This is a genomic window from Brenneria sp. g21c3 (assembly GCF_040240345.1).
Classification (GTDB): domain Bacteria; phylum Pseudomonadota; class Gammaproteobacteria; order Enterobacterales; family Enterobacteriaceae; genus Brenneria.
On sequence record NZ_JBEIAB010000028.1, the window covers coordinates 12,148 to 32,804 of the forward strand.

Here is a 20,657-nt window from a genome sequence, read left to right on the forward strand (position 1 = left end):
GTTCCATCGTAGGAGCATGACCGTTCGGTACTTTCCTTGAATGCACCCATCCTCATTCATGTCCCTACAGTATAATAGGCCGAATTCCTTTGTGGCCCTGATCCAACTCAAATTTATCCATCAAATAGTGGTGAGTTTTCATGCGAACCTCTCCGACGATCTCCTGATCCGCCATCAGGAACACGCTTCCCAGCTCGGCGAGCAATTATTCAAACGCATAACCCTCACTGCCAAACTTCCCTTTCATTTCACGGTTCAGACGATTCTTCGCACCGCTCCAGTGGACCAGTTCATGCAAGCCGATAGAGTAGAAATTAGCGGCATCGGAAAAAGATGTCGTTCCGCCCGTTGACTGCTTGAAGAAGGCATTTTGACCATTATCTATAATGCTTGCACCACTGCGGCGCAGAAGGTTTTCAGCCTGTCGAACATCACGGTGGAGCCCCAGCAGAAGGCAATCAATTTGTTAAACATGAAACACCGTGAACGTTTTAAGAATCGGAATCTGGTCGATTTCTCCGTCTGCGTTTTCCTTTTCAGGAATGACGACATAGGCGCATTCATCGCACGTTATCCCGGCGTCCTGCATCGCCCGGATGGCATATTACCCTGAGCAGCGGTGCCATCGTTGCGGTGGAAACAGAGCGAACGATGAAAACGCGTGCCCCTTACATCAGCATCGTTAACAGTCACCTGGCCGCCAGCGACGCCGGACGCTGGCACTATGCGATGTATGTTATGCAGAACAACAAAACCAAAATCGCTCTCATCAGGCTGTTTGAAAGTATCAGGACGGTGGTAAGGAACGGAATTTCGGTTCCATTTGATGCGAAAAACCGGGAAATGTTTCTTTTCCGCACGATAGACGAACTTGAACAAGCTCCCGTCAGTCACGATTAAAGGCATACCTGTTTAACAGCACAGAAAGAAACGTTAAATTCCGTCGATGAGGAAGTCTATTGCGGCCTTTACCTGAGTACGGTACTGAGCAGCATCACAGAACACCGCCCCCAGGGCCTGGACAGGGATACTTGCCAGTTCGTGAGTCATTACAGCGTATTCTTTGCCGTCCGTCAGTCTGACTACGGGGACAAGGCGTTCCGGTCGGTGGCCTGCCGGATACTTTTCAACAGGTAGCAGCGGGATCACTATCCGACGATTCAACTGTCCAATAATATCGCTCGTGACATCGAGCAACAGAGGGTAAACGACGCTTCTCCCGGTATTACCGTATACAGTGAATTGCATGGTTAAAACGTCCTGTATTCATCGCTGAAACAACCCTGTTCATCATGAAAATGATTTAGTGCTGCGAGAGCCTCCCTGTTTTCTTCTTGCCATTTTTTCGCTTCATGATAGCGAAGCTCTGCATCCAGGGCGGTTGTCAGGGTAGCGCTCAGATTAATACCCGCCTCACGCGCTCTTACCAGTAAGGCACGCTCTACTGTCATGGTCACGCTCTGCGTGTTGCGTTGTTTCGCGGTCATAGTTTCTCTCTTGTATGAAATACGTGCGTATTACACGGTACAATACACTTATCATAACACCAAAAACAGGCCCTGCTACCGTTGCAGTCCTGCAAACTTCACAGTCAGTCGTCATACCTGAGCCGTCGTTTACAGCAATCACGATGTACAAACGCCGTTTGCGGGATGCGCGGGCTCTTTGCCGCCCGCACCCGCAGCCTGCGAATTTTCCGGGCATTCAATGCCCGGAAAATTCGCAGGGAAATTAATCTCCCTGAGACTTCTGTCACTCCGCCGCCCGCAATAAGGTTAAAGCCGCACTCCTTTGCGGCTTATCATCTCCGACTCAAATCTTATCCATCAGATAACGATGCGCTTTCGATGCGGCACTGGTCGCTTTGAAAACATAGCGCTTGTCGTTTTTCAGCGCCTGGAGCCATGAGGCAATATAGCTTTCATGCTGCACCTCTCCGACAATCCCCAAATCCGCCATCAGAAAAGCACTTCCCAGCTCAGCCACTAATTCCTCCTCCGCATAATCTGCACTGCCAAATTTCCCTTTCATTTCACGGTTAAGTCGTTTTTTACCACCGCTCCAGTGAACCAGCTCATGCAGGCCGGTAGCGTAGAAATTAGCTGCATCTGAAAACAGATGGCGCTCCGGTAGCCAGACTTCATCAGTTGACGGTCTGAACAAGGCGTTTTGTCCTTTCTCAATGATGTTAGCGCCACTGTTCCGGAACAGATTTTCAGCCTCCGGCAACGGGTCAAAGGTTACTTCCGGGCTGACTGTTTCAGTTGTCAGCGGAAGGCCATTAATTTGTTCAACATTGAACACATTGAAGGTTTTCAGCATCGGAATCTGGTCGATTTCGCCGTCTTCGTTTTCTTTCTCTAAGGTTGTATAGAAAATGGCTGTCGTGCCGTGCTCGCCTTTGCGAACCTGCCCACCGACTGCCTGCGCTTGTTTGTAGGTCATCCAGCGTGAATCACCGAAACCCTGTTTTGACGCACTGCACCACAACAGCATGATATTCATTCCGCTATACGCGATACCGGTTGCGAAGTTGGAAGGCAACCCAGACATGCCCGGCACTCGTTGCCACGGGCAAGACCACGGTTTTACACCGGCTTCAAGCGCTGCAATGATATTGTCGGTGACGGTCTGATAAATATCTGTTCTGGTTTGAGAAAATTTCGTTTTTGAGGAGCCTGACTGCTCCAGCGGGGATACGCTGGTCGCCGCTGCGGTGTTAGGGGCGCTAGTCTGGGTGGTATGCAGGGAAATGGTCATGTTTTTTCTCCGTCAGTGGTGTGATTTTCGTCTTCGTATCGCCTGACGGTTCGCTTTCCCGGCATCGTTCCGGCACGCAAGGGCGCAGAATGCGTGCCATTTACCCTTGCGGGACGGGTTGTGTTGGGAAACGATTAACCGGAAGCTGATACGGGAACGGAAGTCACAGGGGAGAAAAAACTGACCCTGCATAATCGGGCGTAGCGCCCCTTGCTCTGCGGCGGTGAAATGGGTTTGAGGTTTGGGGGCTGTAGAGAGATGCACAGTGCATTGTAAGCATCAGCGATGGCTCCAACCGCAGTCAGTCAAATACTATCGAGCTGTGGCCGGATGCCGCAAACGGATAAAAGGAGCAGTTCATTTGGCACAAAGTAGCACGCAGCTACGTCATCAGGTTTTTATGAGAAATAAAATAAGCTATTCAGCTTAGTAGCGGGTAACACATGTAACATATTTTACAATGTATTATTGATGGTCCTCGATTTGAAGAGGACCGACTAGTATTATTTTAAAATTTCGTTCTCTAATCTAGATTGCAAGGGTTTAAGCTGCCTCTTTATTGCTTTTGAGCCCATGATTTTTGCGGCTCTATAACCATAAGTTAAAAAATTTCTTCTTCCAATATGTGAATATCTAGCATAGATTTTTTTCTTAAAGAGTGGTCTTAGAGGTTCACCTCTTGCGGCTCTAATCTTATTCTTACTTTCCATTGTAGCCTTGGCTAATCGAACTCCTCTTTTCATACGTTCCGAATATCTTGCTAAAGATGAGGAACGTAAGAAAACACTACAACCATCAAAAATGAATCCAAGGTATTGCAAAGGCATGCTTGCAACTAAAACACCATCTTTTAATGAAAAATCTCTAATTTCAGTTTTCTTCGGATTAATGTCAACCTTAAGATGTTTAATACTTTTGACAACATCACCAGCCAGGTCATTTTTATATTTTGTAGGTATAATAAACAGCATATCATCACAATACCTAAAATAATAGCCACTACGTTCTTTAGCGTATTTTTTCATCGCCACATCAAAGTCAAGCATATATATATTTGAAAGCAATGCGCTAATCGGCGAGCCCTGAGGTATCCCTTTTCCTGCTTTATTAACAATAACAAGACCGCCTTCTCTTATTTTATTTCTAAACTCAGCAGGTGTGCATATCCTACGCCTATTATATTTAGGGTTGTTTTTCGAAATCCCTAGGGTTTCATATGTTTTATTTTTATCAACTTTGGAATATTTAGTAATGCTCTTAAAAACAGCAAAGTGATCTTCTGGTAGTTTTTCAAGACCAATAGTATTACACCATTGCCGTTTTAAAATCTGATGATCTAAATTGTCAAAAAAACCAGAAAGGTCTAATGCTACTGCACTACACGTACCCATTTTTGTTATTGTATCAAAAGTTTTTTTTGCAAATTCTATATTACTTTTATTTAGAGATCTAAATGCAAGAATGTTATCATGCAAATTATGCTTTTTGATTAATAGCTCATAACTCCTTGAAATTTTTTCAGCGTAAAATGCATATATATGGCTATCCATATGGGATGAATAGGCTATAGGTCTTAATTTATCGATTCTTTTTAATTGCCTTGTTTTTTTGTCTTTTTTTATTTTATAGGATTTAACATCAAAACTCAAAAAAGGGAGGAATGAATGCTTGGTAATATTTACTGGGGACGATACATACTTGACTACTTTTTTTAATGACACAGGCTCATCAAAATGCAAATAACCTCTTTTTCTGAACCATGGATAATCTTCATTGTCCATTACGATACCTAAATAAAACTAGCAAAACCGGAGGATGATAGAATAGCGACAATTCTAAAAAACATCCTCCGGCTTAACCAAGTGGTCTTTCTCCAACCTTCTCATCCACAATCAGTACCTGAATACAGAATGTGAACCTCGTCGCAAATGTTAGATATGCTGTATAATGTAATCAGTAGCGTGGAATCTATTATGAATATCATCCAAGCGTTGTTCACCGTCATCACAGTGATTGGTTTCACCAAGAACTGTGGTGGCCTTGACAACCTGTACAAAACCCCTAAGCCGTTGCTTAGGGCACTTTTTTTATATCATTGTACGTTATAAAAAACAATGTTTAGCCATAAAAAATTGCCTTTCTTAGTCAGAATGATCTAAGGTCCCATTTCTTATCTCAGTATCCAAAGATATTTGTTTTCCTCCTGTTTGTTCAGAGCAACTGGTACTAAATTCTCTTGATGTCAACGTCCGCTATGACTCTGGGCTGGCAGTCAGATTCGATTGACCACAGTACCGCTGTAGAGGGCATAGCTGTTCGGCTCTCATCTAGCAGCGCTCCGCCTTAGCCATGCCCCTACGCCGTTAACGGTTAGCCCCCCTACTTCAGATTTCCTGGTAGCTGATTCCAGCAGCCCGGACTTTCACTATCAAAAAACTCTATCAGAATATTTTGCCCAAGATTATCTTTGATTAATTGGTTAGCTCTATTGCAATACGCCTGATCTCTTCTGAAAACAGATACAGCGACTCGCTTTATGCCCGCTCCAGCCATTCGTTTTAGCAGATGTACATCATGCTCGCCCATTCCCCAGCCTAAAATCACCAGATTTTCACGCTGTTCAGCGAGAACTTCCCTGTAAACCGTTGAAAGATAGAAACTGCTTTGAATCGAGTTAACTTTCTGTTCATACGTTCCTTCGCTCACAAACAGCGGAACGACTTCCTCGCTTTGCCAACGTTTCAGGATCGATTCAAGCAAACCAGCATTCTGAATATGAATTTTACTCTCCTGTTCGACACGATTTCGACACAATATGAGGCTGCCATGCGGATAAAAAACAAGCGTATTAGATTGTTCATTTCCAAGCATCCCTCTTAACCGTTGCCAGTCCTGCTCAAAAAGACCTCTGGCAAGAAAGCAGTCCTTAAATCGATGATGATCATTGATATCCAGACCATATGTCATTGTCCAGTAAACGATCAGGTCATAGTTAAGCGAAATAACCGTGTCGAATCTTTTCAGAAACTCGTAAATATATGGCAGTTGTTCATCCACTTCATCATGTTCAGGATGCACATCGCGTACAGCCTGAATAAGACATTCGCGGATTCGGAGGTAAGCCTCATGGGTACGGGCATCCTCAATTTCTAAAGATTTATTGACGTTAGACGCCTGCCAGACGATACGCAGAATAAGTTCGAAATCTTTGGTTTTAAAAAAGTCAAACAGCCTACGGACATCTTCCGCCAGACTCTCTCTTTGCGTGACGTGTTCAAGCAGAGATCCATATGCAAAACGAGGACTGACGGCGATGCTTGCGCCGTTGCCCAGTAAAATAGTTCCATCGTATCGTGGCGCTAGTTCAGACCAAGGGTGAATGGTAAACGACATTTTAGCTTTCCGCTCCAGTAGTGAATTTTTTTAAATGAAAAACATTTTACAGCGAAGGTGCTAACTGTTTGCGTTTTTTCGTAAGAGTTTCAACAACCTCATTCACTGAAGGCAAAAATTATCTTTGTTTTCAGTCATTACCTAAACTTAGCTACATAGCCACGGCCATTTATCCATATAGATATTATCTTCATGATTTTATAGACTATCCAGTTAAGAACCTTCTTTTCAGGAAATTGAGCGATGCCCCGATTCATCAATACTATTTTATGGTCAGGTCATGAACGGTAAAGCCGTCACGGGCGACAATCATTTAACAGAACCGCACGAGGCGGAATTCAGTTTCTATGAGTTTTTCGCGGGCGGCGGTATGGCCCGGGCTGGCCTGGGAAAACAATGGCGATGCCTGTTCGCTAACGACATGGACCCGATAAAAGCATCTACCTACATCGACAACTGGGGCGATGAACATTTCGACATACGCGATGTACGCGAAGTCGCCCCTGATGATCTCCCGCAGCACGCTGATTTAACCTGGGCCTCGTTCCCCTGCCAGGATTTATCGCTGGCAGGCAATGGCCTGGGGATCGGCAAAAGAGATTCCAGCGCGGATGAAACTACGCGTTCCGGTGCGATATGGCCATTTCTTGATTTGATAAGCAAACTCAGCGAGGAAAAACGTAAGCCGCCGATTCTTGTCCTTGAAAATGTTCTTGGGTTGCTGACGCTGGATCAAGGGTGTCATTTTGCCGCGATATGCCATCATCTAAGTAAAACAGGCTACCGTTATGGAGCAATAATCGTTGATGCGAAACACTTTCTTCCACAATCCAGACCCCGCGTCTTTATTGTGGCGATTGGTCGCTGTGTTTCCATTCCAAAATGTTTGGTTTCGAAAGAACCTCTGGCGCAATGGCATTCGCCGTCGCTTCTTCGCGCCTGCGATGCGCTGGCGGAAGACGCTCGCAACGACTGGATCTGGTGGTCGCCTGGCAATACACCTGATGCCAGAATGAAGGAGCTGGACGATTTAATCGATTTTGAAGACAAAAACGCGCTATGGCACTCTGCCGATGAAACACGACGGCTTATCAGCATGATGGCTCCAGCGAATCTCGCGCGTCTGGCAAACGCGCAGGCATCCGGCGAGACAATAACAGGCAGCCTTTATTTACGCATGCGCAAAGAAAAAGGCGTCAACCAGCAACGGGCGGAAATTACGTTCTCGGCGGTTCTTGGTTGCCTGAGAACGCCAAAAGGCGGCGCTTCCCGTCCTCGCATTATCGTCGTCAAAGGCCATCAGGTGAAAACGCGGTTGTTGTCGGTCAAGGAAGCGGCAGCGTTAATGGGACTACCGGAAGATTTTATTCTTCCGCCCGCATATCAATCGGCTTTTAAAATCATTGGTGACGGACTTGCCGTTCCTTCCGTCCGTTTTCTGGCCGAGCGCATACTGGAGCCTCTAGCGACGGCGGCCCGAAACGGCGGCCATCAAGAGGAGGATAGACAAGCATGAACTGGACGCCGCCTGTTACGCCCGATGACTGGGAAATTAAGCTGGTCGATTATTTTCTCCGGTTCGGCGCCGACGGCGATGCGCAGGATATTCGCTGGTTTGAAGTGACGCCGTCAACGCTCGCGGCGGCATTCGCCGACAGCGGTGCCGGCGCGGATGAAATAGAAGAAGCATTTCGTACCTGTATGTCGAACATACCGAATCTACCGCAGCGCCTTGAAGGCGGCATGATGGAAAGGTCCAATGACAAATCGCCCGGCTATTTCACTTATCTTGTCATGACGCTTCTTATCAGTAGTCAATTCGATGCCCAAGAAGAACGCAATGACTTTCGCCTAAAGTTACAAAACTGGTTGCGGAGCAGGCATAGCTTTCAGAACTTATCCGGCGTAAACGCGATGTGGGAGGCGTTAGCCGAATGGCTTAAGCGACGTATTCAAGAAGGCGAACCTTACAGGCGTCTCGTCCTGCCCCCGCGGGATGGCTGGGTTCAGATAGGGCATACCTTACGCCTAGCATTCCCGAATAAAGCCGATCTGCGTCTGATGAGCGGGTTCCTTGAGAGTCATTCACAAGCCGCAGCCGGCCCGCGGAAAATGATCGAATACTTTCAGGTCGTTATCCAGAGAGAAAACGTTTCTCATGCGTTGAAACAGGCCTTCACCGAGTTCAGGGACGCCTGGATATTGGGGCGTCGCGCGCTATTCGATATGCCGTTCTGGCGTCTGCGCCAGCGGGCTACCGAACTGTCTTCCGGTATCACGGCGCATCAGGCAATTATTGATATGTGCGTTGATTTCGATGGTTCGCGATGTTATTTCAGCGAAGATGGCGAATCCATTTTCCATGCTACGTTATCCGAAGCTCTTGACGCTACTTCCGCCGAAAACAGCGACAATCTGGGAAAAGCGATAAATGCAGGCTTAATTTTCTTTCATCAAACAGGGCATGGACGCTGGAGAGCGAAACTGTCTCCTGGCGACTATTCGCAGCAATTCCATATTGCGTTATCCAGTAGACATTCCGTACGAATCAGCGAGCGCCTTAGAAGCTATGTTGACGAAGGTGAGTGGATTTTAACGACGCAGCCGCTGAATCGGGTTACAGCGATGGATATTTTTCGCGCAGTAAAATCCTCTTCAGGCGATGATGACGTTACGCGCCCTCAGCTATACGGTGGAATACGCGTACCCGGCGGATGGCTGGGATTACCGACGTTTTTGCCTTCTGTCGAGTCGGATACACGACGCTACAAAATATATTCATCCGGACATAGTGATGCGAGCATCAACATTTCTGTCGCAGATGGTCGACTAATTTCTTCATCACCGCTCAATGGAGAATTTTTTATCGAACCAGCACTTGAAACTGGCGAGAAAACGCCGCCGTGGCGGCGGCGCGCGCGCTTTTTCACCCGAGCCGTGCCACACCCGGCGCTAGGCGAAAGCGCAAGATACCGGTTTGAGCCGCTTTTCGACTGGTCGACGTCTTCGCTTAAGGTGCCGTCGTTTAATTTTGAAGAGCCGTTTCAGTGGGAAGGCGGCGAAGTACGTTGCGAGCATCTTCTGGAGGCCGTTTACGCCAGCGGCGCCAGCGGCTGGGAGGAAGCCGAATTAGTCGCGCTTCTCGAACGCGTTGCCGACGATATCAGCGTATGGCATTTGATTCGCTGTCTGCATCATGCGGGGCTGATCGAACCACGCCTGCGCCCTGGGTGGAAAGGTCGGGTATGGACGCTGGTTAAACCTGCGTTGCTTCATCTTCGCAACGGGGAAAATAGTCTGGTTGTTGCAGAAGGCGCTGTCTGCGCCAGCCTAATGGATGATTTTCAAAAAGCGGTCGCCGGACTGAACGGAGAAAGTTTCCGTCGCAGCGGCGTAAGCGTCTGGTCTCCGCCCGTATTCGGGGCCGTACTTGCGGATCCTGCTGCGTTATCCCAGCGCCTCGGATGGCCGCTTATCGATGCGCCGTCGTCATCCGATACAACGCCGCTTTCACTGGCACCGACGGAACGCACCGCCGAACTACACGATCCGGCAGCTGTCTGGGACTGGCGTTCAGGAAAGTTCCAGCAATATAAACTCCCGTATAAAGATGCCGCGTCGTTATTGCGTTATGTACATCCCGGCGGGAGAGATCATGATATTTATCGGGTAGTTTCCGGGCGGAAAACGACGCATTTTCTTTCCCGAACCGCAGCTATTATCGCCGCTGGAGCGAAAGACCGGGAACCGATATTCAAACGCGTCGCCAAAAATCATCTGTTATGCCTTATCAAAGATTGCGGTCTGCCTGACGCGTTGGCGGCAGGAATACGACGCAATACGCTCAGAAACGGAGGCCCGACGGATTCGGGTTATGTGTATCCTGTCGATGACGCCTCTTTCCTCTGGGTGAAGTCGCTGCTTCCGGGATGCTTCTTTTCCCTCTCCCCGGACGACGAGGGCGATGCGAGCCATTTAGTTTCCGTCGCTCGCCATTCCGGTGGGAAAATACGTCCGATATGGCAAAACGGACGGCTAACACTGACTTCGAGATAATAAGGAAAATAATGATGGGCGAAATCCCTTGGTATCTTGGTCAATATGATCGCAGAAATTATCAGTCTTACCTCAAAGCTGTAGCGCAGGAAACCCCTAATGGCTGGCGTACGATCGATAACCCAAAGAAGTTGTTCCCTCACACGGGAGAAGTCGAATTTAACGCGTCTGACGCTTTGCCGATGCGTAAGGGAGAATGGGTCGCCTTTCATGTGGGACCCGGCATTCGCAGCAGAGCGCAAGCGAAGCAATCCCGCCGCATTTATCCTTATTATGATTTATCTTCCGGACAGTCGCTGCTGGAAGCGCGTCGCCGATTGAGTTTCGATGGCATAACGACAGGCGGCGAACCGGGACTATGGGCTATCCGTTTCGGACCTGACGGGCTTATTCTGGCGAATCTGGCTGAATCGAAATCAGGTTGCCTGCTCCTGTCTAAGAACCAGAACGTTTATGAATACGATTTCAACGAAAGCGGCGTGATTATCGTATCCGGCATGTCTGAAAGCGAAAAAGCGTTTTATATGCCCGATTTCAATGTTTCACCTACTCGGATCCATGACTGGACGCCGGATAAGCAGTACATCGAAAACGCCATTCAACTTATTTCCTGTGCGGGATCAACGACGGCGATCGCTTCATGGCTTCGAGCGCATTCGGACGAGCAAAGCGGAAAATTAAACTCCGGCGTCGACGATCTTCTTGCTACAGCTCAATCACTCCGTTCCGGCGAACTAGCAAAGAAACTGGAAGAAGAAGATGGCCTAGCCCGCCAGCTTGCTGAATCATTACTCAGTGACGGCAGAATCGCTGACTTGCTCGAATGCCAGATACAAAGTATCGCTGAAGAAGAGCGAACGACGTTGCGCACTGAGCAAAAAAAAGCGCTCGAAGACGCATTTTCCGCCGAGCGCCAGCAACGACTAGATGCTCTTGATGCGAAAATGGCTGCTTTTCTGGCAACTCAAAAGAATGAAATCGAACATCAAATCGCCCAATTACGACAAAGCGAAGAAGAAAAATTACAGGCTGATTTTGCAGAGAAACAAACGAATATCGAGCAGACGCTAAAACATGAGAAAGCGCGCCTCGAAAGCGAAATTGATCGTCTGAAAGACGCCATCGCGGATTTATGCGCTCAGAACGAACATCAACGTCAGACGCTGGTTTCCCTGACCAGCGAGCGTGAAGCTTTTTTGGCTTCACTTGCAGACATCAGAGAGCATACTGCTCATGCGCAAGTCGAACTTGAACATATAAACGCCGCAATTGCTGACAAAGCTCGCCAAATGGCGTATTCAGCCATCCCGAAAGTGAGACTCCCGCCTGAAGCGAAAACCGTGTCCTGCAAAGAGTTCGGTCGCAGTGTCAGTGAAAACAATTTGCTAACGCCTGACGGTAAGAGATTGATGGTGCAATTTCTGGCGTTAATGCTGGCTGGAGAATGTCCATTGTTATCTGGCCCGGAAACGCAGGACTTCCTTGCTATTGCCGAATCGCTGATTTCTTCAGGTCGATCCATCCGGCAGATCGCCGATCCAACGATGATTACCGGCGAAGATCTTTGGGTTCGTGCGGGAAATAATCTGGCGACGCCGCTTTATCAGGGATTATTGCTGAGCGAAGCTTCCTGCCCCCGAACGATCCTCACCGTCATTGAACGTGTCGAATGTTCTGCTGCGAGTTTCTGGTTGCCAGCGCTAAAAGACCGATTGCACGGTGGCGATCTCCCCCGACGCTTTCTGATTTGCGGCACCATTGAAAACGAAGATTGTGAAGAAGCGGAGAAACTGAAAGAACAGCATCTTCGTCTACGGATAGAAAACGTCGTCATTCGAAATGCGATAGCACTGTCCCCCTTGCATCTTTCTTCAGAAAATCATAGTGAACTGGATCCCGGCGCTGCATCGCAAGGTTCGCTCCCGAATAAACTCGCTATCGCGGATGAAATATCAGCTGGACGTCTGGATCTGGCAAATACCCTACGGGCAATGAGAACGGCGCATGAAGCCTTGCCGTTCGATGATGAAAACAAAGCGCATCAGAGGCATTTAGTCGATTTATACGCCGATTTACAGAATAGCGACCTATGCGCCCATTAAACAGCAGGAGAAGGAAATCATGTTAGATCCGATTGGCGGTTTTCGCCGCATTCAGGACTTCTTCATTTCGTATATAGAAACCAACTTCCGAATTGCCGATCCTTTCGTCACGGCGTCAAGACACAACCTTTTGAATAGCAGCGGGGAATTTGCCGCGGAGCCCTACATTGAGCCTGTTCTACGATATGAGTCTTCGGATAAAACGCTTGAAGCTCTGGCCGAGATGGATAGCGGGCCGCTAAATAGCTTGTCTCTCAAAGGTCGGAAGGCGTTCGTCGAACTGGCGTTATCCGGTCTGTTCGATTCGAAACCTGGCGACGAGGTTTGGCCGCATCGTTCAGTCCATGCGCCGTATAGCCACCAGACTCAAATGCTTGAGCGCGGTATTCGTCCCGGTAGCCCGGGAATTGTGACATCGGGTACAGGCTCGGGAAAAACAGAAAGTTTCATGTTGCCTATACTGGCTGCATTATCAAATGAGGCAGTCAACTGGGCTTCTCCTTGCGACGGCTATCTGCAAAATCAGTGGTGGAATGGCGAAAAAACAAACTGGGTTTCTCGTCGCGAAGAAGAAAAACGTCCGGCAGCAGTCAGGGCATTAGTACTTTATCCAATGAACGCACTGGTTGAAGATCAAATGGCGCGCTTGCGTAAAACATTGGATTCCGATGATGCGCGAGAGGTTATGGAGCAGCATTTCTCCGGAAACAGGATCTTCTTTGGGCAATATACCAGCGCCACGCCGGTTACCGGCTACGCCAGCCATCCCCGTCTTTCCAGCGCCAGTTCGGAAAAAAGCCGTCGTGCCCGTAATCTTGAAAAATTGCGTAAGGCGTTGAACCGAATTGATAACGATCAACAGGCCGCGCGCGCATTCGACGAAAAAGAAAATTCTTCGGAAAAGACCCGGTATATATTCCCTTCGACAGACGGCGCGGAGATGGTTTCTCGCTGGGATATGCAGGCTGCCCCGCCTGACGTTCTCGTCACCAACGCCTCAATGCTGGGAGCAATGCTTTCGCGCGAAGTCGAGGATAATATTTTTGTCGCTACGCGCGAATGGCTGATGAACAATGACGACGCTTACTTCTATCTGGTGTTCGATGAACTGCATTTAATGCGCGGTTCCGCAGGTACGGAAACCGCTATGCTGATTAAATCACTGATTGTTCGGCTCGGACTTGACGCCCCGAAACACCGTTACAAGTTGCGTTTGCTGGCGTCTTCCGCATCGCTACCGATGGACGGCACTGATGGAGAGCAATCGCGCAAGTACCTGCGGGATCTCTTCGCCCCCTTCGGCACTTGCCGAGATTCTCTGGATCCTGGCAGCGTTGAACCAGACTTCTGGCGTAACTGCGTCATTCAGGGAAAACCTTTCATTCCGTCGAAGCCATCCGGAAAAATCGCCGTACAGCCTTTTGCCGCATTAATGCGGGCTGCCCTTGCAGATCAAGGCAATGTCGTCCGTAATCTGAATATGACGGATGCGCTGAATCAGGCCTTACTTGATATATTCCAGGCTCTCGGCGTGAAAGAGCGAAATGTCATACAAGGCATAAAACAAGCGGCGGAAATCGCCGCCGCGCTATTGACAAACGCCTGCATTGAAAATGACGGCGAATTGCCGCGCGCAATGCCGCCTGGACTGATCATTGATAAGATATTTTTCAAGGAAGACCCGGATGAATCGGAATTAGCGTTACGCGGGTTAATGCTAACGCGCGCGCTGCCTGAATCCGGGATTAATTGCGAGAAGCCCGCCAACGTCACGCCGGCCTTTCGAGTACATACATTCGTAAGAAATATTGAAGGTTTCTTCGCATCCGTGTCGCCAGGAGAGAAAAAAGCAAAATTCGCTGATTTTTGTCTGGAACGAGGCCTATCGCACGCGCCTTCAGCCCCAGGAGAAGAGCGCGGTCGTCGTTTATTTGAAATGCTATATTGCGAAGCATGCGGCGATTTACTGCTCGGCGGTCAGAAGGGGCAGAATGGCGGCAACACCATCGAATTATTACCTTCGGCGACCAATTTGGAAAATCTTCCTGAACGCCCCGGTGCTGAATATTACGATGATATGACGCTGGATGAGTTTGCGGTTTTTTGGCCAGTTGATATAGCCGATAAAACTCCGGCAGGCTGCGAAAAAGGTTGGGATGTCTGGGATAAGGCGGCGCTTAATCCCGTTACAGGCATTGTGACGGTCGGGCAGGAAATATCGCCGACAAATACTGACGCGGTTCGCGGGTATCTTTATTTCCAAAAAACAATTCCGGCTAAAAAAGGCGAGCCGACAAAAAAAGCTTCCGCGCAACCTTTCTGCTGCCCTAACTGCGGCATCGACTATTCCAGCCGACCGGCCAGCAATCGTTCCAGAACGCCCATTCGTGCATTTCGTACTGGTGTAACTAAATCATCCCAATTGGTGGCGACGGAGCTATTTGAATTGCTGCATGCGATCGGCGCGGAGGCAAAGAGTATCGTTTTCTCGGACAGCCGGCAGGATGCGGCGTCGATGGCGCTGGAAATTGAACGCTTGCACTTGCGAGATCTGCGCAGGGAAATATTGGTCGCTGCCGCCAGAGAGATGATCCGAGAGGCTGAAAGTAAGTACGTTTCCGAAGATAGTATTGAAGAAAAGAAGATAAAAGCCCTAACGGACAAAAACTATGCCGAATATGAACGGTTGCATAATATCAAAATAAACCAGGCAGGCGTTTCCGATCTTTGTAAATATAGGCGGATAAAAATCGACAAATTGCTGGAATCAGAAGACCACTCTATAGGAAAAATATCCTCTGAACTAGCTGGATTGGGAATATCGCCTTACAAATATCGCCCGAGTACTGATGGGGATGGCAGCGACGTCTGGCATGCCAATTTTCTAAAAGAAAAGAACATCATTAAATATCACGAAAAACTTTCTTCCTCTGAACGATTAGAACTCAAAAAAAAGATAATTGACAATCAATCTGAACTAATTGATGACGTCATTTTCGCCAATACTTTCTTCGCGCTGGAAGAGACGGGGTTGGCGTATCCGTGCATTACGGATAGAGAGGATATGCCCGAACTTGATGCCTGGCTAAGGGTATTCGCTGGTGTTTATCGTGTAAAAGAAAATAAATATTTCGATCCTGAAAGTTCTGTCGCATGGAATACAGGAAAAGATGCTACTAAAGAGAAAGTAAATCGTGTCGCTAAAGCTTTATTTGGAGAAAACAATTATCAGGATAATTTGACGCAAGTCTTAAATCAGTTCGCTACCCGAGGGCATTCAGGTGGTTTATTCAATATCGGCAAATTGTTCCTCAAGGTAGCCAAACCAGGCGATCCCTATTGGCAATGCAGCAACTGCGAGCGGATTCACTTGCATTTAGGGTTTAAGCGTTGTACCCGTTGCGCGGAACTGCTTGATGTCAAACCCAGAGGCTCCGTTGAAGCGCTATGGGAAGACAATTTTCTTGGCAAACGTATCGTGCGCGGCGAACGGGACGGCGTTAAACGCTTTCGGTTGAACGTCGAGGAATTGACGGGACAGACGGATGATTTCTCCGATCGACTACGTAAATTCAAGGGGATTTTCGTCGATGAGATGAGCGAACTTGAAAAACTGGATGCAGAAATCGACATGCTTGCCGTCACCACGACGATGGAGGTCGGTATCGATATTGGTTCGCTTCAGTCAGTTTATCAGGCCAACATGCCGCCCCAGCGATTTAATTACCAGCAACGTGTCGGTCGTGCCGGACGGCGCGGCCAAGCATTCTCTTTCGTGATCACATTTTGTCGCGGACGTACTCATGATGCTTATTATTTCGCTCATCCTCACGCGATTACGGGCGATCCGCCGCCGCCGCCCTTCCTAGCAGTCGACCACGATGCTATTCCTAAAAGACTTTTGCGGAAAATCTGGCTCAGAAGCGCATTTGATCTTTTACGCGAAGAATGTCGCAAAAACAACACAACTTTCCCTGGCGATAAGCTCGTTCCGCCAGATGTTCATGGCGAATATGTTTCAACACATGATTACTATCATGATGATAAATTGAACTGGGCGAGACTATTATACAGTGCGCTGGAAACAACTCAGAATATACGTGAGAGTTTTATTCAGGCCGCAACATTCGACCTCGATCAGCGCCGACGTCTTTATGCCTCCGTCAGCGCTGAAAAAATAATCAAAGAAATCGAAAAACTAAGACACTCCGCGCCTGACGACAATACGGGACTTGCTCGTTTTCTGGCCGAGCGAGGGCTATTGCCGATGTATGGAATGCCGACTCGGGTACGCAACCTTTATCTGGGATTACGCAAAACGAAAGGAGCTAATGACCAAGCAGAATACGAATGGTCAACAATGGATCGCGATCTTGATCTTGCGGTTTTTGAGTATGCTCCTGGTTCGGTATTAATTAAGGATAAAAAAAAGCATCAGGTGATAGGCTTCACTGGCAATTACCGAGAACCTCAGTTCCACAATAATCGAGTTTCAGACCTCTCAACAGTATGTTCATGGAAAGAGTCTAGCCTCTATGTCGCAATTTGTCAGGCATGCGGTTCCGCTAAAACAGAGAAAACTCAACCTGTTAATGATATTGATTGCGAGGATTGCAACACGCCTATCAATCCAGACGAATTCGAACTCTATATCACGCCTGCCGCTTTCCGTACGGATTTCGAACCAAAAGATGAAATGGACAGCTTCACTCGTATGTCGTTAAAAACTACGGCAACAGTATTGCATGAAGGCACCCCGGAAAATTGCGGTTCTTTTAATGTACGCCGCGGTGGGGTTACTATTTTACGTCTTAACGATGGCCCTATTAACGGAGAGAAAGAAGGAGAACGATTTACTGTTGATTTAGCGACGGATCAAAAGGTGCCGATTCCTTTAGCTACCTACCACTCTCCTATTAAAGGGAGCCAAGCGATAGATTCAAATTGGGCTGGATTACGCAATAATTTTAGATGGCGTTGTACTGGCGAGAAGGAAAGCTTTGGGCTTGTATCAAGCAAAGAGACTGAGTCGCTTCACCTGGAGTTAATGCAATTCGATGATCGCCTTAACCTGAATATGATCGCCAGATACGGCGAATACATGAATTTGCCTACACGAGCTGCAGCCATCAGCGCGACTCAAATATTAACCCATAAAGCCGCACTCTATCTGGATGTATCGCCAGACGAGTTTGAAACGCTTGAACCTAGGCTACATCGGGGAAAACCTATATTGCAAATCGCCGATGCGTTAATCAACGGTTCAGGGTTATGCAGACGACTTGCCGAACCAGCAACCGCTGGCGGCCAGCCTTTGATAGTCACATTATTGCATGAGATTCTGGAAGATAAGCACGCCTGGCCGATGGTTGATTTTCTGAAGAAAGATCATCCCTCTCAATGTCAAACTGCGTGTTACAAGTGCATACAGCGCTACGGCAACCGCCGGTATCACGGTTTACTGGACTGGCGTTTAGGGATGGCGTACTTACGCGCAATGGTTACACCTGAATTCGCCTGCGGTTTGAACACCTCGGATTGGGAGCAGCCAGAGATGAAAGAATGGCGAGAAAGAGCGTTTGAGTTAGCAGAAGATGTTGAGGCTTTACGACCTGGGACTATCAAATTGTTAAAAGAATATTCATTGCCTGTTCTTATCGAAAAACAAGATGGAAAAGAGCTTTGGCGAGCAGCCGTAATGCATCCATTATGGCAATGGAGAGACTTCGAACGTGATGCCCTGATTGCCTTTTTTGGATTGACTGGCGGGGAGTCGCCGCTACGATTCATTGATACGTTTGAACTGGAAAGACGACCGCTGCGTGCGCTGGCGAACCTTAAACAGAGTTAAAATATCGCAGTAGCGTTTATTGTTACTGGTTAATATTTTTAGCCGAAGGCGCTTTCAATGCCAAAGCGCCTTTAAACTACGGCATAACATAGCGAGGTTTTCTCATGGATACACTGACTCCGGCCAAACGAAGCTATGTTATGTCCCGAGTTAAGGGAAAAGATACCAGTCCTGAGCGAATCATCAGACGTCTCGTTTATCATGCAGGGTTTCGTTATCGTTTATATGATCCGCGACTGCCGGGCAAGCCCGATCTGGTCTTTTGGGGAAAACGCAAAGTTATCTTCGTGCATGGCTGCTTTTGGCATGGTCATGAGGGATGTCGACGAAATCGTATGCCAAAATCAAATCAGGAATATTGGTCTACTAAGTTGGAAAAAAATAAAGTCAGGGATTCTCTACATTTATCAAAGCTACGCGAAATGGGCTGGCGGGCGTTGGTAGTGTGGGAGTGCGAACTTAAAGAGACGGATATCCTTTTGGAAAGATTGAAAACGTTTTTAAAAGAATGATGGGCAGGGATTGGGAATGGCGCTGCTTTAAACGCTGTTTCATGGGTTAAAAATGGCGGTCAGCCTAGTGGTCTTGACAACGTCATTTTTTTTATCTTGTAAATTAGCCAGTTACTGGCAAAGGCGATCTCAGTCACAGGAGCTAAAATTCTAGAAAAGCCATCCTCAACTTCCTAAGGCGGGCTTTTTACATTCGGTGGTTTCTGCAGACAGCTAAGAGCGAGGAGTGAAAGTTCACAGTTGTTCTCCAATGATAGCCATTACTAACATTCTCGTGTTTTAATCAACGGGGAGCAGGTCAGCTCTATTTTTAATAAAACGTTGTGTATTTATATAGATAGATAGTATTTTTGTAGAAAATCCTCACAAAAGAGCAATGTAATGCATGTTTTTGATAAAAATGGAACTGAACTGAGCGCAGAGTGCTCAGTAGATGAAGAAGATGGGGTTTATGGCCTAATCCTTGAGTCCTGGGGTCCAGCACACAGAAACAAAGACTACAATATTGCCCTCGATTGTATCATTGAGCGACTGATTGATTCCGATGTAGATAATGTCGTTGTGTATCTTGCCTCATCGACAGCCAGAAAGCATATACCGTCCTTAGCTGAAAGAAAAATCCATCCTGGTGAATACTTCCCTCTAGTGGGTAATAGCCCTCGAGATATTCGCCAAAAAATGTGTAGTTATCAGGCTCATTTCAGTAGTACAGGTAGAAAAGAAGTTCCTTCAGGTAACAGGACCAAACGAATAATAATAAGTGTTCCTAAAGTCAACAGTGGAGAATTTTGGGAACCTATAATACATGGAAAATCATCAGATCTCTTGCAACCTACAGATGATGAGAGTGTTCTGAATACAAGGGTTAGCAGATTAATAAAAAAACCTTTGAGCGAGCCCAAAGGATATAAAGCACCAGGGGCAGTAGAGCGACTTCAAAAGGTCTATGTTAGAGATCCTGCGGTGAAAGCCTGGATCTTGCAGCAAAGTAAGGGCGTTTGTGAAAACTGTGGTGAAAAGGCACCGTTTTTTTTAAATGACGGTAGCCCATACCTGGAAGTACATCACGTGATACCTCTCTCTTCAGCCGGTGCTGATACCACAAGCAACTGTGTTGCACTTTGCCCCAATTGCCATAGGGCCTTGCACTACAGTCAAAATGCGAAAGAACTAATCGAGATGCTTTACATTAATATAGATAGATTGCAGAAGTGACGGTGCTCTTTTCCAAGTGACTTGCAGACGGGCAACATCCGCTTTGGCACAGGGCAGATTGCCCTTGTAGATATGGCCATAGTAACGATCACCAAATGCACGAGACCACTCAAATCAGTTTTATGTAACCAGCTTCGATTGGTGGTCATTTTGGTGGTCTTGACAGAAAAGCGATTCTGATTTAGCTTAAATATTAGCCAATTACTGGCAAAGGCGATCCCAGTCAGAGGAGCCAGATTTTAGTTTCATGACTTCCCTATAAGTCCTGAAGCGTTTAAAAAACAAGAAGTTATCTTTACCCGGTTATCCTGAGAAGGACTACCGGGTTTCTTGACATCCATAGTTTTTGGGGGCTTAATCGGGGGCCTCACGGTTCGTTGAGAAAATGGAGCCCCCCGCTATGGCATTAACCGATACCGCTATCCGCAAGATCAAACCCGCCGATAAATCCTTCAAACTGGCAGACAGTTCAGGACTGTACCTGCTGATCAAACCCAACGGCTCAAAGCTCTGGTACATGAAGTACCGCATCTATGGCAAAGAGAAAAAGCTGGCCTTTGGCCCCTACCCGGATGTTTCCCTGTTTAAGGCGCGTCAGCTACGCGATGCCGCTCGCGCTAAAGTGCGTGAAGGGGCCGATCGGTAATCCCCCCATTTTTAACGGATGCCATAAGTAGAGTTATGCAGCACGTAACACATGCTGTTTTGGGGTATATCCGCCCAACGCCATATTCGGCCTTTCGTGATTATAAAACCACTGCCATTCTG

11 protein-coding genes and 3 pseudogenes are annotated in these 20,657 nt (G+C 47.5%); 8 read left to right on the forward strand and 6 right to left on the reverse strand.

What is annotated here, in order from left to right:
- Positions 1–64: 64 nt before the first annotated feature.
- Positions 65–538, reverse strand: a pseudogene (locus ABRZ28_RS23085) (zincin-like metallopeptidase domain-containing protein); the annotation flags it as partial.
- 3 nt (positions 539–541) lie between these two features.
- Here ABRZ28_RS23085 and ABRZ28_RS23090 point away from each other — a divergent pair.
- Positions 542–900 (forward strand): annotated as a pseudogene (locus tag ABRZ28_RS23090) (MobC family replication-relaxation protein); the annotation flags it as partial.
- 33 nt (positions 901–933) lie between these two features.
- On the opposite strand, the gene ABRZ28_RS23095 reads toward ABRZ28_RS23090, so the two are convergent.
- The 5 genes from ABRZ28_RS23095 to ABRZ28_RS23115 all read right to left on the reverse strand — a co-directional run bounded on the left by ABRZ28_RS23095 (position 934) and on the right by ABRZ28_RS23115 (position 6,153).
- Positions 934–1,248, reverse strand: coding sequence for a CcdB family protein (locus tag ABRZ28_RS23095; protein WP_330521689.1), 315 nt, complete (start codon positions 1,246–1,248; stop codon positions 934–936).
- 2 nt (positions 1,249–1,250) lie between these two features.
- Positions 1,251–1,487 (reverse strand): type II toxin-antitoxin system CcdA family antitoxin, encoded by a 237-nt coding sequence (locus ABRZ28_RS23100; RefSeq protein WP_330521690.1) that lies wholly within the window; start codon positions 1,485–1,487, stop codon positions 1,251–1,253.
- A gap of 325 nt (positions 1,488–1,812) precedes the next feature.
- Positions 1,813–2,760 (reverse strand): ArdC family protein, encoded by a 948-nt coding sequence (locus ABRZ28_RS23105; protein ID WP_330521691.1) that lies wholly within the window; start codon positions 2,758–2,760, stop codon positions 1,813–1,815.
- Positions 2,761–3,263: 503 nt separating this feature from the next.
- The gene (drt2, locus tag ABRZ28_RS23110) at positions 3,264–4,541 is read right to left on the reverse strand and encodes an antiviral reverse transcriptase Drt2 (RefSeq protein ID WP_330521692.1); all 1,278 of its coding nucleotides are present in this window, start codon (positions 4,539–4,541) and stop codon (positions 3,264–3,266) included.
- Positions 4,542–5,139: 598 nt separating this feature from the next.
- Positions 5,140–6,153, reverse strand: coding sequence for a DUF4917 family protein (locus ABRZ28_RS23115; RefSeq protein WP_330521693.1), 1,014 nt, complete (start codon positions 6,151–6,153; stop codon positions 5,140–5,142).
- Positions 6,154–6,433: 280 nt separating this feature from the next.
- On the opposite strand from ABRZ28_RS23115, the gene ABRZ28_RS23120 reads away from it, so the two are divergent.
- From ABRZ28_RS23120 to ABRZ28_RS23150, 7 genes and pseudogenes are all read left to right on the forward strand, one after another.
- Positions 6,434–7,669, forward strand: coding sequence for a DNA cytosine methyltransferase (locus ABRZ28_RS23120; protein WP_330521694.1), 1,236 nt, complete (start codon positions 6,434–6,436; stop codon positions 7,667–7,669).
- On the forward strand, positions 7,666–10,209 hold the full coding sequence (locus ABRZ28_RS23125) for a hypothetical protein (protein WP_330521695.1): 2,544 nt from the start codon (positions 7,666–7,668) through the stop codon (positions 10,207–10,209). Before ABRZ28_RS23120 ends, ABRZ28_RS23125 begins: the two co-directional genes overlap by 4 nt.
- A gap of 11 nt (positions 10,210–10,220) precedes the next feature.
- On the forward strand, positions 10,221–12,311 hold the full coding sequence (locus ABRZ28_RS23130; RefSeq protein WP_330521696.1) for a hypothetical protein: 2,091 nt from the start codon (positions 10,221–10,223) through the stop codon (positions 12,309–12,311).
- A 19-nt stretch (positions 12,312–12,330) separates the two neighbouring features.
- Positions 12,331–18,162, forward strand: coding sequence for a DEAD/DEAH box helicase (locus ABRZ28_RS23135; protein WP_330521697.1), 5,832 nt, complete (start codon positions 12,331–12,333; stop codon positions 18,160–18,162).
- Between the two features lie 104 nt (positions 18,163–18,266).
- Complete coding sequence (locus tag ABRZ28_RS23140) at positions 18,267–18,674, forward strand: very short patch repair endonuclease (protein WP_330521698.1); 408 nt, start codon at positions 18,267–18,269, stop codon at positions 18,672–18,674.
- A gap of 381 nt (positions 18,675–19,055) precedes the next feature.
- Positions 19,056–19,889, forward strand: a complete 834-nt coding sequence (locus ABRZ28_RS23145; RefSeq protein ID WP_330521699.1) for an HNH endonuclease — start codon at positions 19,056–19,058, stop codon at positions 19,887–19,889.
- A gap of 400 nt (positions 19,890–20,289) precedes the next feature.
- A pseudogene (locus ABRZ28_RS23150) lies at positions 20,290–20,529 on the forward strand (Arm DNA-binding domain-containing protein); the annotation flags it as partial.
- Positions 20,530–20,657 lie beyond the last annotated feature (128 nt).

Bases quoted from the DNA above. Each gene is read 5' to 3' on its own strand.
- ABRZ28_RS23095 (WP_330521689.1), bottom strand. From the start codon at position 1,248: ATGCAATTCACTGTATACGGTAATACCGGGAGAAGCGTCGTTTACCCT.
- ABRZ28_RS23100 (WP_330521690.1), bottom strand. From the start codon at position 1,487: ATGACCGCGAAACAACGCAACACGCAGAGCGTGACCATGACAGTAGAG.
- ABRZ28_RS23105 (WP_330521691.1), bottom strand. From the start codon at position 2,760: ATGACCATTTCCCTGCATACCACCCAGACTAGCGCCCCTAACACCGCA.
- drt2 (WP_330521692.1), bottom strand. From the start codon at position 4,541: ATGGACAATGAAGATTATCCATGGTTCAGAAAAAGAGGTTATTTGCAT.
- ABRZ28_RS23115 (WP_330521693.1), bottom strand. From the start codon at position 6,153: ATGTCGTTTACCATTCACCCTTGGTCTGAACTAGCGCCACGATACGAT.
- ABRZ28_RS23120 (WP_330521694.1), top strand. From the start codon at position 6,434: ATGAACGGTAAAGCCGTCACGGGCGACAATCATTTAACAGAACCGCAC.
- ABRZ28_RS23125 (WP_330521695.1), top strand. From the start codon at position 7,666: ATGAACTGGACGCCGCCTGTTACGCCCGATGACTGGGAAATTAAGCTG.
- ABRZ28_RS23130 (WP_330521696.1), top strand. From the start codon at position 10,221: ATGATGGGCGAAATCCCTTGGTATCTTGGTCAATATGATCGCAGAAAT.
- ABRZ28_RS23135 (WP_330521697.1), top strand. From the start codon at position 12,331: ATGTTAGATCCGATTGGCGGTTTTCGCCGCATTCAGGACTTCTTCATT.
- ABRZ28_RS23140 (WP_330521698.1), top strand. From the start codon at position 18,267: ATGGATACACTGACTCCGGCCAAACGAAGCTATGTTATGTCCCGAGTT.
- ABRZ28_RS23145 (WP_330521699.1), top strand. From the start codon at position 19,056: ATGCATGTTTTTGATAAAAATGGAACTGAACTGAGCGCAGAGTGCTCA.